Source organism: Halosimplex rarum (assembly GCF_047715405.1).
Taxonomy (GTDB): Archaea; Halobacteriota; Halobacteria; order Halobacteriales; family Haloarculaceae; genus Halosimplex; species Halosimplex rarum.
In genome coordinates, this window is record NZ_CP180412.1 from 3,941,945 (window position 1) to 3,958,705 (window position 16,761).

A 16,761-nucleotide genomic window follows, 5' to 3' on the forward strand; every position below is an offset into this window, starting at 1 on the left:
CGTTGGGATATTACGGTTTGCAGTCTCTCTGCTCTCTCGGTGTGAACCGTCCGCTCTCGCGGTCGAACAGGAAGACTCCGTGCTGTGCCAACCAGCCATTACTCATATCCCCCGTCGGGAGACTCTGAGTTATCTTTCGCCGGATGTTCACCGCACCATTCACATCTGCATTCATCGTCGTTTTGCACGACGAACAGACGTACAGTCCACGCTCCACACGGTTACTGTCACGGATCTGCCCGCAACACGAACACGTCTTCGATGTGTTCTCCTCATCTACACGGTCAACGAGGATGCCGTGTTCTTCGGCCTTGTATTCGAGCAGACGAGTGAATCGGTCGAACTCCCATCCGTGGAGTTTCTTGTTCCCCGACGCACCCCAATTCCGAGTCTCTCCACCATCGTCTTCTCGAATGCCGCTGAGGTCGCCAACTGCTATCTTCTCTACGCCTTCTTCGACACACCGTTGCACGGTGTATTTCGAGAGGGTGTGGAGCAAGTGGTCTTTGCGTCGGGAGAGTGTCTGCCGAGCCTCCAACGCACGTTTCGACGGGCCGTTCTCGCCTTCGGTCTGGTACTCCCCGCGGGTGAAGTAATGCTTGTCTTCTTTTAGTACGTTGCCCGGATACAGTTCACTCGCACCGTCTTCGTAGTCGATGGCGAGATAGTTGCTGACGCCGAGGTCGATGCCCGCCGTCTTGTCTCCGGGTGTGTCTTCGACTGCAATCTCTTTCTTACAGACGAGATGGAGTTCCCACTCGTCGCCGTTCCAGACGGCACGCACCTGCTGGATATTCTCGACTTGTACGTCGGGGCGGGTTTCGTACTCCGCGAGGATGAAGTCCGATCGACTCTCTTTCAAGTTAAAGCCTTTCGAGAGGCGGAGTTGACCGTGCTTATCGTCGTGTTTGATAGCTCGCTTCTTCCACGTGACGGTGGAGCGCGGGTGGTCGTCGCCACGTTTCCGGTAGCCCGGTGGGTTGTTACCGTCGTCGGAGTTGTACCAGCCGGTGAACGCCTCAGCAAGTTCTTCGAGAACTCGCTGACTCGACTGCGAATGCAGGTCACTATAGCGTTCGTAATCTTTCAATTCCGACTTCAGCTCGGCTTCGTCGGGTATCTCACCGTCATCATCCCACCGCTGTTGGATGTAGTAGCGTCCGACGTTCCACAGTTTCGAAGCGGAGACCCCACACTGGTCGAGGTCGCCACGAACCTGACTGTGGTTCGTGATTTGGGCGACGTACGTGCGGGTTGTCTCCAGCATCGTGCTGTGTTCATAAATCAGTTATACTAGCGGGGAGTTTCCAACCTTGACTTCCGGAAGTATCTGCTACTGAGGCCGTATTAAGGGGAAATCATCGATATCGTGGGGTTGCAGATATGCGGCGTGGTCGATTCAATATATCATCCGCGGACAATTGGTGTCACCGGTGGACGCAGCAACTGGGTACAGTGACGCTGGCCGACGACTGCCGATCGAGACCCGAGACGACTAGCTACCGACGCCAGACGAACACCCGCGCTTGCCCTATTCGTTCGTATCCGTCACCCAATTCGTGCCCGGTTAGGCGGCTCTCTCGCTCCGTCGACGCTAGTCACCGGCGACACCAGTTGTCGCTGGAGTCGATGACAGCACCAAGCCGCTCCTCCTCGTGAGTGCAAGTAAACAGACGACTCGGTCGGACGAGGGCTCCTTCGGGACCTCGAGTCACCCGAAGCGGAGGTACGGTGGCGCGGATCGGATCGTTCGGTCAGCTACGGGCTGTTTTCGAAACGGGAGTTCACTGCTGATCTCCGCGAATACGCGGCTGACCGTTCCGATGTGAGTCTGTTCACGACCGATGACGTATTCGAGTGCTTCGATGCGTACACGACTGACCGTCGTTCGGCGCGACACGCCGCTCTCCATTTTCTTCATCTGCGAGCGTTCTCTATCGGTCTTACTGTCGTGCGGTAGCGCCCCTCCCGTCGAGCGAAGACTGACTGAAACAGTCTACGATTGTATCGAAGGGAATCACTTCGAGGAGCAGGCCTCGCCCGACTGCGAACTCAGTTTCATCCATCTCTTCCGCTACGTCTGATCGTTACTAGCGTCCCGTCCGTGAACTTCGCTTCCAGACTGACGTCCTCTCCGTCGATTACGCTGTGGAACTCGAAGATACCGTGATACGAGACGTCTGTCCAGCCACGGTGGACCTTCCGCTGGCTTCCCCTCATTTCGTCGAGTGATGTCTCGAACCCCTCGATCTCCTCGTCGTATCCCGGTCGTTCCGTTTCGGGCACGAGCTCGTAGTCTGTCTCTTCCCTGAAGAGGCGGCCATCCGCTGTGCTCTTGTAATTATCCATTAGGGGGCAACCGATGGACTTCGTCTGCCACGTGATCTCGGACGGTTAGGTCACCACGTTCGGAAATTCGGCGTCGAGCCCGTCTTCGAATAGGAGTCGGTCGTAGAGGTCTATTGGTCCCCTCAGGTCGGCCAGTACTGCGGTAGCGTTCTGTTACTCCGTCCTCACGATACTCCGTCGCCGCCATCGTTGTTCTCCTGTCTCCGCGACAAAGGCGTATTTGATCCACGGTATCAGTAAACACTGTCCTCACTCACGGGCTGGAGACAGTCCGCCGTGTTGAACGCGATGTGCCCCGGAGATTGGAGTCTCCATCGTGCCCGCTCTCCAGGCAGCGCCACAGTAGGGTCCGGTTGTCACGGCTGCTTCTCGCACCGAGCGGGTAACCTGAACTTACGGATTTGTCCCCGAAACCGACGGTCTCAGGGGTTTATCTGTCGACTGAGTTTACCGTCCTCTCGTCAGATACGGCGAGCGATCCGCTCGCCACACCCTCAGATAATGACTTACCGAACTATTCCACCACGAGTTTCGAGCGGACGCGAACGACGTAGCGACGACCGCTGGAGGCGACGATGAACGACGCGGTCCCGATCGGACTCGTCGTCCTGATGGTCTGTAGCGTCTTCGCGCCGACAGTCGCGGCGACAGACGGAGCACAACCCGACTCGATAGACGATCGGACGACAGTCGACGCACAGCCAGGCGTATCGACACAGTCACCAGCTAGCCAGCAGTCGTCGGCAGATCCAACGACACCGACCTCGCTTCAGGAAGTCGACGAGGTTCCCTACGACGAACTTAGTGATCAACTCGAAGCACTCGCGAGCGTTGACGCCGATACTGACGTCTCCGTCAACGAGTCGCTGAACGAAAGCCAGCAGGAGGCCGCGAGAGCGGGCGCACGTGAAGGTGCACAACTCGTCCAGGAGCAGGGCGTCAACGTCACCCAGGCCCAGCTCAACGCGACCATCAACAGCTCGCTCCGCGCGGCCGCGCAGTTCCAGAACGCGTCCGTCGAGCAGATCCAGGCCGCCACGAAGGGCGCGTCCCACGGCGCGCTACTGCAGTCCCAGCAGGTGAACATCACGCAGGTCCAGGCCGGCGTGTACGCGAGTGCGGCGGGCGCGATGTCGCAGTCGGCGAGCGTCACGCAGCAGCAGGCCGCAGCGTACGGCGCGGCCCACGGTTCGGTCGCTCAGCACCAGCGCGCGAACGTCACGCAGATCCAGTTCGCCGCGGTCGGCGCCGCGGCCGGCGCGGCGCACGCGAATCCGGCCGCTGACGACGAGTCTCAGGGCGCGACGCAGACCCAGCGGGTGAACGTCACGCAGGTTCAGGAAGCCGCGCAGGGCGCCGCCTACGGCTCGCTCGAACAGCGCCAGCGCGTGAACGTCACGCAACGGCAGGCGGCGGCGTTCGGCGCAGCGGGCGGCGCGGTCGAGAGTCCGAGCGGCGCGAACCCGAAGAAGGTCCAGGAGTCGGCGATGGGCGCCGCGCAGGGCACGCTCGTTCAGGTCCAGCAGGTGACGATCACGCAGATCCAGGCAGCGGCGCGAGGCGCCTGTAAGGGCGCGTTGGCCCAGAGCCAGAACGTAACCGTCGCCCAGATCCAGCAATCGTCGATGGGCGCCGCCGAGGGCGCGCTCTCCCAATCTCAGGGCGCGACGGTCGTCCAGATTCAGGCTGCGGCGCTCGGGGCCGCCAGCGGAACGCTCACGCAGGCCCAGTCGGTGCGGATCGTGCAGGTCCAGCAGGCGGCGTTCGGCGCGGCCGCGGGCGCGGTCGGCTCCGCGGTCCAGTACCAGGTGACGAACGTCCGGCAGATTCAGGCCGCGGCCACCGGCGCGGCATCGGGCACCGTCATCCAGATCCAGCAGATCAACATCGTCCAGATACAGATCATCGCCGACAGCGCGGCCAGGGGCGCGCTTTCGCAGTCCCAGGGCGCATCGGTCGTCCAGATTCAGGCAGCGGCACAGGGAGCGAGTGAGGGGTCGCTCGCACTCACGCAAGCTCAGGACGTCAGCATCGAACAGATACAGACGTCGACCCAGCGCGCGGCCGCCACCACCGTCCAGACGGCGATCGAGATCAACGTCACCCAGGAAGTGACCATCTACAACTACGCGAAGGGGACCGCCGAGGACCCCGAGGCCGACGAGCGGGATGACGACGACGGTGACGACGGAGACGAACCGGACCGCCTGCGCAGCCTGTTCGCCTCGGCCGACGACGAGACGGTGTTCCTCGCCAATCCGAACGACGTCGCGGTCACCGTGACGGTGACGAGCGACGCCGGCGACCTGCAGACGGTCACGCTCGCGTCCGGCGAGTCCACCACGCTCGAACTCGACCCCGGGACGTACACGCTCACCGCGGAGACCGAGGACGGCCGCGATGTCGAACTCGCCGGCCGAACCGAACTCACCGTCTCGGTCGGGGACGAACTGCAGAGCCTCAGCGCGACCGTCGAGAATCGAACGCTCACCGTCGACAACCCGAACGACCAGCGCGTGGCCGTGACGGCCACCGCAGACGACGGCGAGCGAGAGACCTTCGAGGTCCCCCGCGACTGGACGGTCGAACAGCGACTCGACCCGGGAACGTACACGCTCACCGCCGAGACGACCGAGGGTCGGTCGGTGCAGGTCAACGGCCAGTCCGAAGCGGAGGTGACGATCGAAGCCATCGGCTCCGAACCGGACGAACCCGAGGCGATCGAGCTGAACGCGAGCGTCGAGGGGCAGACCCTCACGCTGGAGAATCCGAGTAACGCCACCGCCACGGTCACGGCGACCGAGGACGCCGGCGACGAACAGAGCGTCGAAGTCGCCGCGGACGCGACCGAGACGCTGACGCTCGATCCGGGGACGTACACCCTGACCGGCGAGGCCGACGACCGCGAGGTCGTCTTCGAGGGCCAGTCCACCTACGAGTTCACGATCACCGAGGTGGCGCCGATCGACCTCGACGTCACCGTGGAGGACCAGAACGTTACCATCGAGAACCCGAGCGACAGCGCCGTCACGGTCACGGCCTCGGGCGATGCGATCGACAACCGGACGATCGAGATCGCGGCCGGCGAGACCGTCACCGAGCAGTTCGAACCCGGCTCCTATTCGCTCACGGCTGATAGCGACGCTCGTCAGGTCCTCGTCGACGGAGAATCCACGTACGAATTCACCGTCACTGCGCCCGACGAGCCGGCGCCGATCGATCTCGCCGTCGTCGTCGACGGCCAGAACGCCTCGATCACGAACCCGAACGAGACCGCCGTCACAGTGACGGCGTCCGCAGAGGGCGTCGAGAACCGCACGCTCGAGATCGGCCCCAACGAGACCGTCACCGATCAGTTCCAGGCGGGGACCTACACGCTGACCGGCGAGAGCGAGAATCGCGACGTGCTCGTCGAAGGCGAGTCCGCCTACGAGATCGCGATCAACGAGAGCGCCGAACCGGACCCGATCGCTCTCAACGTGACCGCCGCGAACCAGAACCTCACGGTCCAGAACCCGAGCGATGCCGCGGCCACGGTAACGGCGGCCGCCGAGGGCGTCGAAAACAGGACGTTCGACGTCGCCGCCAACGAGACCGTTACCGAGCAGTTCGAACCGGGAACCTACACGCTGACCGGCGAGAGCGCCGAGAGAACTGTCCTACTGAACGGCGAGACGAACCTGACCGTCACCGTCGAGGCGACGGGTCCCGACCTGACGATAGATGCCTGTCGGAACGTCACCCAACCTGGCCAGTACGAACTGACTGCGGACCTCCAGGCGACGGGTGACAGTTCCTGCCTCGGGATCCAGTCATCGGACGTGACGATCGACGGAAACGGGTACGTGATCGAGGGAGACGGCCCGGTCCCGAACACGACGCTCGAACCGGGCTCGGCCAACGCCGGGATCTTCATCTACAGCGAGGAGGCCGACTTCGACGATGCGCCCCTCGACAACGTCACCATCCGCGACGTGGAGGCGACCGGTTGGAACGCGGGCGTCCAGTCTGACTTCGACCCGCTCGGCGCCGTGTTCAACGTCACGATCGCCGACTCTGTCTTCCGTGACAACGGCGACGGCGTCTCGCTCCTCGGCCGGAACGCGACGCTCCGGAACGTCACGCTGGCCGACAACGAGTTCGGCCTCAGCGGCTACGAGGCCGGCCCCGTCGCGGTCGAGAACGCGACTATCGAGGGCAACGAGTGGGGCGTGAGCGCGACCGAAGGCACGAACGTCACGTTCGACCGCTCCATCGTCCGGAACAACGCCGAATCCGGGGTCGTCACCAGCTTCGGCGGCGTCGCCACGGTCGTGAACAGTACCGTCACCGGGAACGACGGCGCCGGCGTCGAGTCAGATACGAGCGGCGCTATCGCCCTCACCGAGACGACCGTTTCCAACAACGGTGGCGCGGGCGTGCAGGCCGACGGCGGACTCGGTGTCGACCTCGAAAACGTCACCGTCGCCGACAACGGCGCCGAGGGTCTGCTACTCAACGAGAGCGCGACGCTCGACAACGTCACGGTCACCGACAACGTTGGCCTCGCGCTCGACGCGACCGAGGAGAGTGCGACCGCGACCGCGCTCCGCCTCGGCTCGACGCTGAACACCACGTTCACCGACGAGTCGGTCGCGCTCGACGACGTCGAACAGGCGGCGCTCCCCGAACTTCCCGAGGACGGCACCGCACTCGGCCCGGGCCTGAACGCGAGTAGCCTGGACGGTGACCTCCAGGTGCGATTCGAACTCGACGACGAGACCGACGAAACCGATACGACCGGCGAGACCGACGACATCGTCCAGCTCTGGCGCTACGACGGAACCGAGTGGACGACGGTCGCGAACGAGACGGAATCCGTGGACGGGGTCGTCACGGAGACGATCACCGACGACGGGATCTACGCGCTCGTCACCGTCCCGGCCGAGGCCGACCTCGCCGTGAACGCGACGGTCGGGAATCGCGTCGTCTGGGCGGAGAACCCGACGGACAGCCCGCTCGCCGTGACCGTGACGAACGAGTCCGGGACGATCCGGTCGCTCCAGGTCGACGCGGGCGCGAACGAGTCGATCACCGGTCTCGAGCCGGGCAACTACACGCTGACCGCCGCGACCCTGGCCGGTGAATCCGTGCCCGTCAACGGGGAGTCCGAGTGGCAGTTCGAACTCCCGCCGAACCTCGACTCGCTCGCGCTGACCGTCGATGACAACGTCTCCGTGGCGAACCCCAACGACGAGTCGGTCGACCTGACCCTGGCGAACGAGACTGGTGTCGTGACGACCGTCACGGCCGAAGCCGGGACGACAGCACAGATCGACGGAACCGAACTCGAAACGGGGACCTACACGGCCAGCGCCGAGGCAGTCGACGGCCGGAGCGTCCCCGTCGACGGCGAGTGGAACCTGACCTTCGCGTTCGAACGTCCGGAGGAACCAACGGACACGCCGACGGCAACGCCGACCGGGACCCTCACCGGAACGGCGACTGAGACGGCAACCGCAACCTCAACGGAGACGCCGGGCACGGAGACCGCGACAGAGACGGCGACCGCAACGGCAACGGACACGGCGACCGCAACGGCAACGGCGACGGCAACCGATACGGCGACAGCGACCGGAACCCCGACGGAAACGCCGACCGCGATGCTGACGGCGGCACCGACTCCGTCGCCGACGGAGACCGCGACGGCGGCACCGACGGCAACGGCGACCGAGACGGAAACCGCCACGACGACGGATGTCGCACTAACCGCCCAGACACCGACCGAGACGGCGGGCGAACTTGCGGAAGCGAGGGCGACCCTCGACGCGGCGGTGTCGCGACTGGGGGACCTCTTCGTCAGTCTCGGCTGACGCGAGCGGTCGGCTCCACTCGGTCGCTCGTCCCGGCAGTTTCTACTCCGTCAGGATGTTCGCGCCGTCGACAGGCCGAGCACACTGTTGACGCTGGCGATTACTTCACCCTGGGTTCGCCAGACCGGGATCGTTTCAGAGAGTGAAATCCACCGATCATTAGTTCGACGACGTTTCATTCAACCATGGTATTAAATCGTGCTGTTCCGATGACAAAGCGCAATGGTACCAGATACCGATCCGCACGGATCAGACGAGCGGGGAACGGGCACACAGGGACGGACGGCGACGCGGCGGGGCGTCCTCCGGGCGACCGGCGCGGGCGTGGCCGGAGTCGCCCTCGGCGGCTTCGCGGGGACCGCAGCGGCCGACGGAGAGACACCGCCGCGGCTGCACACCGACGGCAGGTGGGTGAGAGACGCCGACGGCGAGGCAGTCAGACTGCGCGGTCTCGCGACGGCGTCGATGGGGTTCTACGAGGTCGACGGCATCCACCCGAAGACGCCGACGGAAGTCGTCGACTGGGCGAGCGACCCTGCACGCGGCTGGTACCCCAACGTCGTCCGGCTGCCGGTCACCCAGTGGGACGTGGACCAGTTGGGGGTCGAGACGCTGGTCTCCGACGTACTCAGACCGGTCGTCGACCTGCTGGGCGAGCGGGGCACCTACGCACTGATCGACTACCACATCATCCATCCGTACACCGAGGCGGCCGCGGACGACGCCGACTACGACACCAGCCCGGACGAGATCGTCCGAAACTTCTGGGGCGGCGTCGCGCCGGCGTTCGCCGACGACGACCACGTCCTCTACGAGCTGTTCAACGAGCCCACCTATCCGATCTTCTGGAGCGATAACGGCGAGACCGTCGAGAGCCCAGAAGACGAGTGGCTGCTGTGGCGCGAGATCGCCCAACCGTGGGTGGACATGGTCCGCGAGGAGGCTCCGGAGACCCCCATCGTCATCGGCTCGCCGAGCTGGACCTCCCGGACGAACTTCGCTCCGGAGTACCCCTTCGAGGGCGAGAACCTGGTCTACGCCGCGCACATCTACCCCGACAACGGCCAGCCCGAGGCGTTCGACGACACCTACGGCGCGCCCGCCGAGGACGTGCCCGTCTTCGTCACCGAGTTCGGCTGGGACCCCTACAGCGAGGACCTCGACCAGGGCACAAACACCGACTGGGGCCGGCCGTTCCGCGAGTGGGTCGAGAACTACGACAACATGGGGTGGGCGGCCTGGTGTTTCGACGACTCCTGGGCACCGGCGATGTTCGACTCGCCCGGCGCGGGCGGCGCCGACGACTGGACGCTGCGCTCGGCCCCCGAGGAACACGGCGGGTTCATCAGGCAGTGGCTCGCCGAAACCTCCGCGGAGCCCATCGCGCTCCACGAACCCGGCAAGACCCAGGCCACGGAGGGCGACACGGTCCAGTTCGAGGCCCGCGACCGCTCCAGCGGGGACAACTGGATCACCGGTCTGGAGTGGGCGTTCGGCGACGGCACCACGGCCGAGGGCTGGTCGGCTTCCCACACGTTCGACGACCCCGGTCAGTACGACGTGGAACTCACCGCGACGAACGACGCCGGCGAGTCGACGACCCACGGGCTGGCGATCACTGTCACCGAGCTGACCGAGAAGGTCGCGAAAGCCGACCCGAGCACGACCGCCCCGGCAGTCGACGAGACCGTCGAGTTCGAGGCCCGGGACACCTCCGGCGACGACCGCTGGATCGACGCGCTGACCTGGGCGTTCGGCGACGGCACGACTGCGGAGGGTTGGTGGGCGTCTCACGCCTACGGCTCTACGGGAACCTACACCGTCGAACTGACCGCGACCGACAACACCGGCCACTCGACGACCCACGAGGTCGAGATCACCGTCGAGGAGGCCGATACCTAATTCGGGGAGCGCTGAATTTGCCCCTCTGGACTCGCTATTCGGCTGAAAGAACGGCCCTGAGGGTCTCGGAATCGAACAGCGAAACGTCGTCCTCGACGTCGTCTTCGAGAGCGGGAATGACAGGTTGCCCTGGCGACTCCAACGCCCGGTCGAGGGCCTCGAGTTCATCGTCCCTGTCATAGAAGGTCATTATCTGGATAATTATTATCGCGATAATGATCTAGTAGTTGTCGCGAATCGCTCTCGCTCGACGAGTTCGAGGCGTCGATGGAGGGGGTCTACTCCGAGTCTGTCGTCGACGACGTCCTCGACGAGGCACCGATGGCGTACAAGCCCGCGGAGGCGATCGCGGGGGCCGTCGAACCGACCGCCGAAATCGTCGACTGGCTCGACCCCGTCCATAACCTGAAGGCGCTGGAGTGAACCGATGCGGCTGGCGAATTGAGTTCACTCTCGACGTCCGAAACGCGATCGAGCGTCCTGTTCTTTTCCCCAGCTCGTCGCCAAAATTCGTCGGTGAACTCCACTCGTGGAGTCTCATCGTCGATTGGATTTGGAAATCACGATTTCTGAAATCACGATTTCCGAAATTCCGTCTCGATCATTACCTCGCTGTGAGTATCGAGAGCGACAGTATCGATGAATGAGGTCAGGGCAGATGGTTCGAGGACTGCCCCGACTGAGTCATGGCAAGCCACCAATAAACGCTGATGAACTTGCAATACGTGCAAAGCGCCTGGGGGTACTAACAATTTCTCCTCCATACCTATCCTTGCCGACGAATTTCCCGCCCGAGGTAGATCCGGGGGATCTGATTCGGCCGGATCGGCTCCGTTCGTCTCTCAGTTCTGTCTCGAAATCCGCCAGGTTATAATAGGGATCTGACTACAATCAATAAAGGTAAGATAAATGTAACACATCTGCATACCTGATGAACCCCATTTACCTCCCCGAGCTCGTCAAAAGAAAAGAGACGGTGATGTAGCTTGTCGATCGAATGATTCAGTGGCACCACGCTGAATACGCCGGGGATAGGCCTGATAGACAGGGACTCATCCGAGACAGGGGACCCCCATTCCCAGACCGATCGTCTTTGAAATCCATCAGTAGACGTTCGCCGAAGGGGGAAAGAGAAGTTGGCGCGGTTCGAACGCTACGACGCGGAAGGGCGAGTTACTGAGTACAGAACACCGAGAGAACACATTCGATCCGAACCACAGCACGACTCTGACACCGGAATTTAATATTGTTTTCTGACATACTATGTAATTTTATACTAGTTCTGAAATCCTCGTCAGGACGCACGCCAGCGATGGGGACGAGGCAATCGATCGAACCGTGGTTTGGATTCTCGCTGTCGGCTACCGGCCCGCCACTGGGAACGCCGATTATACTCCGCTTCCGTCTCGGACGCTCGTCGGGCGATTCCGTTCTGAGCACAAGAGTTAACTGAAGTTGCGTGCTGAGTGCGTTCATGGAATTGACACGCCGCGACGCGGTAGCGGCGCTTGCGGCCATCGGTGTCGGCGGTGGGGTGGTGTACGGCGCGTCTGAACTGCGGGACAGTGACGAACCCGACGAGAACGACGGATCCGTCGGAACGTCGGCGGGAAGTGACGATACGGAGGTGCTCCTGGCGACGACAGTCGCCCTCGCCGAGGTCGTCTACCCATCCGAGGTCAGTGAGGTGGAGCCGTTCGTCCGGACGTTCGTATCCGGGCGGACCGAGAGCGACGAGGACCACCGCGCCGCAATGGTCGACGCCGCGACAGCCCTGGACGACCGCGCCCGTTCGGAACACAGCGCACCGTTCCGCGAACTGGAACCCGAAGAGGGGGACGCGCTCCTCCAGTCCCTCCGAATGTCGCAGGTCGAGCCCGACCCCGAGGGCGACGAACTCGAACGGATCCGGTACTACCTCGTCAACGAGTTGCTCTACGGGCTGATGCGCTCGCCGAAGGGCGGGGAACTGGTCGGCATCGAGAACCCGCCGGGCCACCCCGGCGGACTCGACGCGTACCAGCAGGGACCCGACCGATGAGCGCGACGGACCGTACACCGTCAGAACGGGCCGACGTGTGTATCGTCGGCGCGGGACCTGCTGGCGGCATCGTCGCGCACTCGCTGGCGCAGCGCGGTCACGACGTGGTCGTCCTCGAAGCCGGCCCCCGGGTCCCCCCTGACGAGCGCCTGGAGCGCATGGAACGCCATCAGCGCCCGGCCCACGACTGGACGGACGTCTGGGGGATGGGCGGCGACCGCGACGCCTACGCGTCCACGGGCGACGTGGACTATCCGCTCAACTCGACGCGCATCAAGGGCGTCGGCGGGACGACGCTCCACTGGATCGGCTACACGCCGCGACTCCACCCGAAGGACTTTGAGATGGACAGCCGCTACGGCCTCGCTACCGACTGGCCCATCTCCTACGACGACCTCCGGCCCTACTACGCCGACGCGGAGACGGAGCTGGGCGTCTCGGGCGCCGACGACAACCCCTTCGCGCCCCCACGCGAGGAGTCGTTCCCGATGGACGCGTTCCCGCCGAGCCATTCCGACACGATCCTCGGCGAGGCCTGCGAGGAACTGGACATCGACGTCCACTCGGTCGCGCAGGCGCGCAACAGCGAGGGGTACGACGGCCGCAGCGCCTGTGTCGGCTACGGCACCTGCACCCCGGTCTGTCCCTCCGGCGCGAAGTACGACGGCTCGGTCCACGTCCGCAAGGCCGAGTCCGAAGGCGCCCGCGTCCTCGACCGCGTCCCGGTCCAGCGACTCGAACACGACGCCGACGGCGAGCGCGTGGAGGCCGCCGTCTACGCCACGCCCGACGGGACCGAACACCGCCAGGAAGCCCGCCAGTTCGTGATCGCTTGCGGCGCCATCGAGACGCCGCGCCTGCTGTTGCTCTCGCAGTCCGATGCCTACCCCGACGGGCTCGCCAACTCCTCCGGAGCAGTGGGTCGGTACCTGATGGACCACCTGCTGTACCTCGTCACCGGCCAGCTCCCGGAGCCCACCGGGCAACACCAGGTCGGCTTCACCACGTCGGTCACCCACCAGTTCTACGACCACGAGGAGGAGACGCCGGGGAGTTTCTTCGTCGGCTTCCTCAACTACGCCGGCCCCTCGCCGGTCGAGGCCGCGCTGGGCGACGGCGGGTGGGGAGACGACGTCACGGCCGCAGTCCAGCGCTCGTACGGCGGCCACATCGGAACAGAAGCGCTCGTCGAGCAACTCCCGAATCCGAACAGCCGTGTCACGCTCGACGACTCGCAGACCGACGACCACGGCAATCCCGTCCCGGACGTCCACTGGACGATCGGCGACCACGGGCGGGCGACCGCCGAGAAAGCCATTCAGGTCCAGCGCGATATCCTCAGCGAGGCCGGCGCGCGCGTCGACTACGCCACCCCGGCTCACAGCCCGCTGTCGGGAAGCCATCCGATGGGGACGACTCGGATGGGTGACGACCCCGCCGAAAGCGTCGTGGATCCCCGGCTTCGCACCCACGATCTGGAGAATCTCTCCATCGCGTCCAGCAGCGTCTTCCCAACCGGCGGCGCGATGAACCCGACGCTCACCATCGCCGCGCTCTCCCTGAAAGCCGCCGAGCACGTCGACGCCGCCCTCTGACGGCCTGACCGGCTCCATCCGTCCCCGTCCAATCCCGTCCCGTTTGCACTACGTTTCGAAGACGACCGCAAATGACTGCCGACCGACCGGACGAGTCAGTCGTCCGGACGAGGACGGGTCAGCCGCCCCGCGACCCTGCGTACCCCGCTGACCCGGAGCGGTCCTCGGCACCGCTGACCAGTTCGCCCTCCGGCACGAACAGCGGCTCCAGCAACGTCGTGTGGAACCAGGCGGCGACCGCCGGGAACACCAGCACGAACGCGACGGTGAGCAGGAGCGACAGCGCCAGGAGGACGCCGGTGAGCAACAGCATCGAGAGCGCGGCCACCGAGTGCGAGATGGTCCACCGATAGCTCGTCCTGATGGCCTCCGCGAACGGGACACCGGCGGCCAGTCCGACGAACGTCGGGACCAGGACCAGCACGAGGTGGACGGTCACGTACAGGCCCGCGACGCCGAGGACGCCGGCGACCGTCGCCTCCGTCCGCACGAACTGGGCGACGTAGAGGACGCTGATTCCCGCCAGCAGGACGACGACGCCCCCGAGCAGGAAGGCGTTGAGGCCGTGGTCGCGCACCGTTTCGCGGACCGCGCCGACGTCGACGGACCCCTGCTCGCGCAGCGAGGCGACTGCGGCGTAGGCGCCCAGCGTCGCCGGCCCCACCGTGACCAGCGGGAGCGACGCCAGCGTCCACGCGAGGCTCACGCCGACGACTGTGAGGGCGTTCTCTGCGATGAACCGGAACGACGCGCTGAACGCGCCGTGGACCGCCTCGATGCCGACGTCGGTATCGACCTCGGTTTCGGTGTCGCTCATGGGTCACCTGCTCGCTCGCGGTCGGTTCGCGGTGCGACGCCCCGGTCGGTGCCGGCCGCGACTGGCGGCACGGTGCGACCGCCCGTAGCCGGCGCGACTCGCGGCGCGCGCCGCCGTCCGCGGGTGTCGCGCGCCGTCGCGTGGGCCGGGAGCGAGCCGCCGGAGTCAGTCATGGCTGACACTGCGAGACCGGGCTCCCTCCCTCGTTCGATCCCGGCCAAACTTGCTGTATCCGCGCCCGTCGCCGGGGTCGGACGGTCCACTCGGAACGCGGGAGCCACGGCCACGGGCGGTGTGTCGGCCGAAGAGAGCGGGACGACGGACTGGCGATGGGGCCGGCGAGAGAAGACGGCAGAGGGGGCCGGGACAGGGGTCACTCGGTGACGCCCTGCATCTCGACGGCCTGCACGAGGTACCGCTGGAGCAGGAGGAAGACCAACAGCAGCGGCACCGACGCGATGAGCGCCGCGGCCATGGTGCGGCCCGGCCGGTAGATCTGGGCGTTGAGCAGCGAGACGAGCCCGATCGGGAGCGTGAACGCCGCGTTGTCCTGCAACACGACGAGCGGCCACAGGAACGCGTTCCAGTTGAAGACGAACTGGAACAGCGCCAGCGCGGTCAACACCGGCCGCGAGAGCGGCAGGATGAGCCGCGTGAAGATCTGGAACGTCGAGAACCCGTCGAGGCGTGCGGCCTCCTCGTACTCGTCGGGGATGTCCTTGAAGAACTGATAGAGCAGGAACACGCCCAGCGGACTCGCCGCCGCGGGCAGGACGACGCCCCAGTAGCTGTTGACGAGGCCCAGGTCCGCGATGATCGTGAACAGCGGCACGATGTTCAGATAGTACGGGACCATGAAGCTGGCGACGATGATCCCGAGGATGGCGCCCTGGCCGGGCCAGCTCAGCCGGGACAGCGAGTAGGCGATCATCGCGTCGACGATCAGGATCAGCACGGTCGCCCCGCCCGCGATGATGAACGTGTTGATCGTCCAGTCGACGATGAGCGAGTTCTCGAACAGGTACTGGTAGTGTTCGAGCGTGAACTCCGGCGGGATCCAGTACGGGATGCCGTCGATCGCGGTGCTCCGGGGCTGGAACGACAGCGTCAGCATGTAGAGATACGGGAGCAGGAAGATCAGCGCGACCCCGTAGAGGAACGCGTGAACGCCGACACTTTCGAGCGTGAGGCTGCTAGTCAGTCCGTCGAACGACCGCGAGGCGCGGCCGGCTATCGACTCGTCGGGGCGTGCGTCACTCATTGTCTCCTCCGATGACGTAGTAGTTCACGAGCGAGATCAGGACCAGAATGGCGAACAGGATGTACCCGATCGCCGCGGCGTAGCCGAAGGACTGCTGGTTGAACGCCGACTGGTAGAGATAGTAGACGATCGTCCGCGTCGACTGGTCCGGGCCGCCGCTGGTCATGACGTAGGGCTGGCCGAAGACCTGGAACTGATAGATGAACTGGATGATGACGACGAACAGCATGGCGTTTCGCATCTGCGGGAGCGTGATGTCCCGGAACTGGCGCCAGGTGCTGGCGCCGTCGAGCCGTGCGGCCTCGTACAGCCGCTGGGGGACGTTCTGGCGGGCTGCGAGGAGTATCACGAAGTTGAACCCCAGCAGCCACCAGACCGTCGTCGTCGCCAGCGATGGCATCGCGAGCAGTTCCGAGGTCAGCCACTGGGGACGGATCCCGAAGAACATGTCGAGGTAGTAGTTGATCGGTCCGAAGTCCGTCGACAGGAACTCCAGCCAGACGATCGCCACGACCGCGATCGTCAACACGTAAGGGCTGAAGTAGATGGTGCGGAGCGCGGTCTTGCCCTTCACGTTGCGGTTGACACCCAGCGCGAGGACCAGACTCAGGACCACCATCGGGGCCACCGTCAGGATCACGAAGTAGATCGTGTTCCAGAGGGCGCCCCAGAAGAACGGGTCGTTCAGCAGCTCCACGTAGTTCTGGATCCCGATCCACTCCGACTCCGAGGGGAGCAGCGGGTTCCAGTCGTGGGCGCTCATCCACAGTCCCTTGCCCAGGGGCCACAGGAGGAACACGGCGAACGCGGCCAGATACGGCAGGGCCCAGAGATAGCCCTGGATAGTCTCCCGGCTGACCGGGCCGATGTTCTGGCGCTTGTGGCCCTCTTCGGTCCGTGTCAGGCCTGACAATCGGTTACGTATCGACATGATAGTAGTGTAG

At 64.7% G+C, this 16,761-nt stretch carries 10 protein-coding genes and 1 pseudogene; 5 read left to right on the top strand and 6 right to left on the bottom strand.

Annotated elements, in window-relative coordinates; genetic code table 11:
* Positions 1–10 precede the first annotated feature (10 nt).
* Positions 11–1,267: an RNA-guided endonuclease InsQ/TnpB family protein gene (locus ACMGFH_RS18935; protein ID WP_415380105.1), complete on the bottom strand. Its 1,257-nt coding sequence runs from the start codon at positions 1,265–1,267 to the stop codon at positions 11–13.
* A gap of 791 nt (positions 1,268–2,058) precedes the next feature.
* Complete coding sequence (locus ACMGFH_RS18940) at positions 2,059–2,349, bottom strand: hypothetical protein (RefSeq protein WP_415380107.1); 291 nt, start codon at positions 2,347–2,349, stop codon at positions 2,059–2,061.
* A gap of 575 nt (positions 2,350–2,924) precedes the next feature.
* On the opposite strand from ACMGFH_RS18940, the gene ACMGFH_RS18945 reads away from it, so the two are divergent.
* Positions 2,925–8,201, top strand: a complete 5,277-nt coding sequence (locus ACMGFH_RS18945) for a right-handed parallel beta-helix repeat-containing protein (protein ID WP_415380108.1) — start codon at positions 2,925–2,927, stop codon at positions 8,199–8,201.
* 222 nt (positions 8,202–8,423) lie between these two features.
* Positions 8,424–10,103: a PKD domain-containing protein gene (locus tag ACMGFH_RS18950; RefSeq protein WP_415380109.1), complete on the top strand. Its 1,680-nt coding sequence runs from the start codon at positions 8,424–8,426 to the stop codon at positions 10,101–10,103.
* A gap of 34 nt (positions 10,104–10,137) precedes the next feature.
* Here the strand turns inward: ACMGFH_RS18950 and ACMGFH_RS18955 are convergent, their stop codons facing one another.
* Positions 10,138–10,293: a hypothetical protein gene (locus ACMGFH_RS18955; protein ID WP_415380111.1), complete on the bottom strand. Its 156-nt coding sequence runs from the start codon at positions 10,291–10,293 to the stop codon at positions 10,138–10,140.
* 50 nt (positions 10,294–10,343) lie between these two features.
* Here ACMGFH_RS18955 and ACMGFH_RS18960 point away from each other — a divergent pair.
* The 3 genes and pseudogenes from ACMGFH_RS18960 to ACMGFH_RS18970 all read left to right on the top strand — a co-directional run.
* Positions 10,344–10,526: pseudogene (locus ACMGFH_RS18960) on the top strand (RNA-splicing ligase RtcB); the annotation flags it as partial.
* 1,051 nt (positions 10,527–11,577) lie between these two features.
* Complete coding sequence (locus ACMGFH_RS18965; protein WP_415380112.1) at positions 11,578–12,144, top strand: gluconate 2-dehydrogenase subunit 3 family protein; 567 nt, start codon at positions 11,578–11,580, stop codon at positions 12,142–12,144.
* Positions 12,141–13,739: a GMC family oxidoreductase gene (locus ACMGFH_RS18970; RefSeq protein ID WP_415380113.1), complete on the top strand. Its 1,599-nt coding sequence runs from the start codon at positions 12,141–12,143 to the stop codon at positions 13,737–13,739. Before ACMGFH_RS18965 ends, ACMGFH_RS18970 begins: the two co-directional genes overlap by 4 nt.
* Before the next feature lie 118 nt (positions 13,740–13,857).
* Here ACMGFH_RS18970 and ACMGFH_RS18975 read toward each other — a convergent pair whose 3' ends face one another.
* From ACMGFH_RS18975 to ACMGFH_RS18985, 3 genes are all read right to left on the bottom strand, one after another.
* Complete coding sequence (locus tag ACMGFH_RS18975) at positions 13,858–14,556, bottom strand: hypothetical protein (protein ID WP_415380114.1); 699 nt, start codon at positions 14,554–14,556, stop codon at positions 13,858–13,860.
* Positions 14,557–14,929: 373 nt separating this feature from the next.
* On the bottom strand, positions 14,930–15,817 hold the full coding sequence (locus tag ACMGFH_RS18980) for a carbohydrate ABC transporter permease (RefSeq protein ID WP_415380115.1): 888 nt from the start codon (positions 15,815–15,817) through the stop codon (positions 14,930–14,932).
* Positions 15,810–16,748: a carbohydrate ABC transporter permease gene (locus ACMGFH_RS18985; RefSeq protein ID WP_415380116.1), complete on the bottom strand. Its 939-nt coding sequence runs from the start codon at positions 16,746–16,748 to the stop codon at positions 15,810–15,812. Before ACMGFH_RS18985 ends, ACMGFH_RS18980 begins: the two co-directional genes overlap by 8 nt.
* Positions 16,749–16,761: the final 13 nt, after the last annotated feature.

Bases quoted from the DNA above. Each gene is read 5' to 3' on its own strand.
- ACMGFH_RS18935 (WP_415380105.1), bottom strand. From the start codon at position 1,267: ATGCTGGAGACAACCCGCACGTACGTCGCCCAAATCACGAACCACAGT.
- ACMGFH_RS18940 (WP_415380107.1), bottom strand. From the start codon at position 2,349: ATGGATAATTACAAGAGCACAGCGGATGGCCGCCTCTTCAGGGAAGAG.
- ACMGFH_RS18945 (WP_415380108.1), top strand. From the start codon at position 2,925: ATGAACGACGCGGTCCCGATCGGACTCGTCGTCCTGATGGTCTGTAGC.
- ACMGFH_RS18950 (WP_415380109.1), top strand. From the start codon at position 8,424: ATGGTACCAGATACCGATCCGCACGGATCAGACGAGCGGGGAACGGGC.
- ACMGFH_RS18955 (WP_415380111.1), bottom strand. From the start codon at position 10,293: ATGACCTTCTATGACAGGGACGATGAACTCGAGGCCCTCGACCGGGCG.
- ACMGFH_RS18965 (WP_415380112.1), top strand. From the start codon at position 11,578: ATGGAATTGACACGCCGCGACGCGGTAGCGGCGCTTGCGGCCATCGGT.
- ACMGFH_RS18970 (WP_415380113.1), top strand. From the start codon at position 12,141: ATGAGCGCGACGGACCGTACACCGTCAGAACGGGCCGACGTGTGTATC.
- ACMGFH_RS18975 (WP_415380114.1), bottom strand. From the start codon at position 14,556: ATGAGCGACACCGAAACCGAGGTCGATACCGACGTCGGCATCGAGGCG.
- ACMGFH_RS18980 (WP_415380115.1), bottom strand. From the start codon at position 15,817: ATGAGTGACGCACGCCCCGACGAGTCGATAGCCGGCCGCGCCTCGCGG.
- ACMGFH_RS18985 (WP_415380116.1), bottom strand. From the start codon at position 16,748: ATGTCGATACGTAACCGATTGTCAGGCCTGACACGGACCGAAGAGGGC.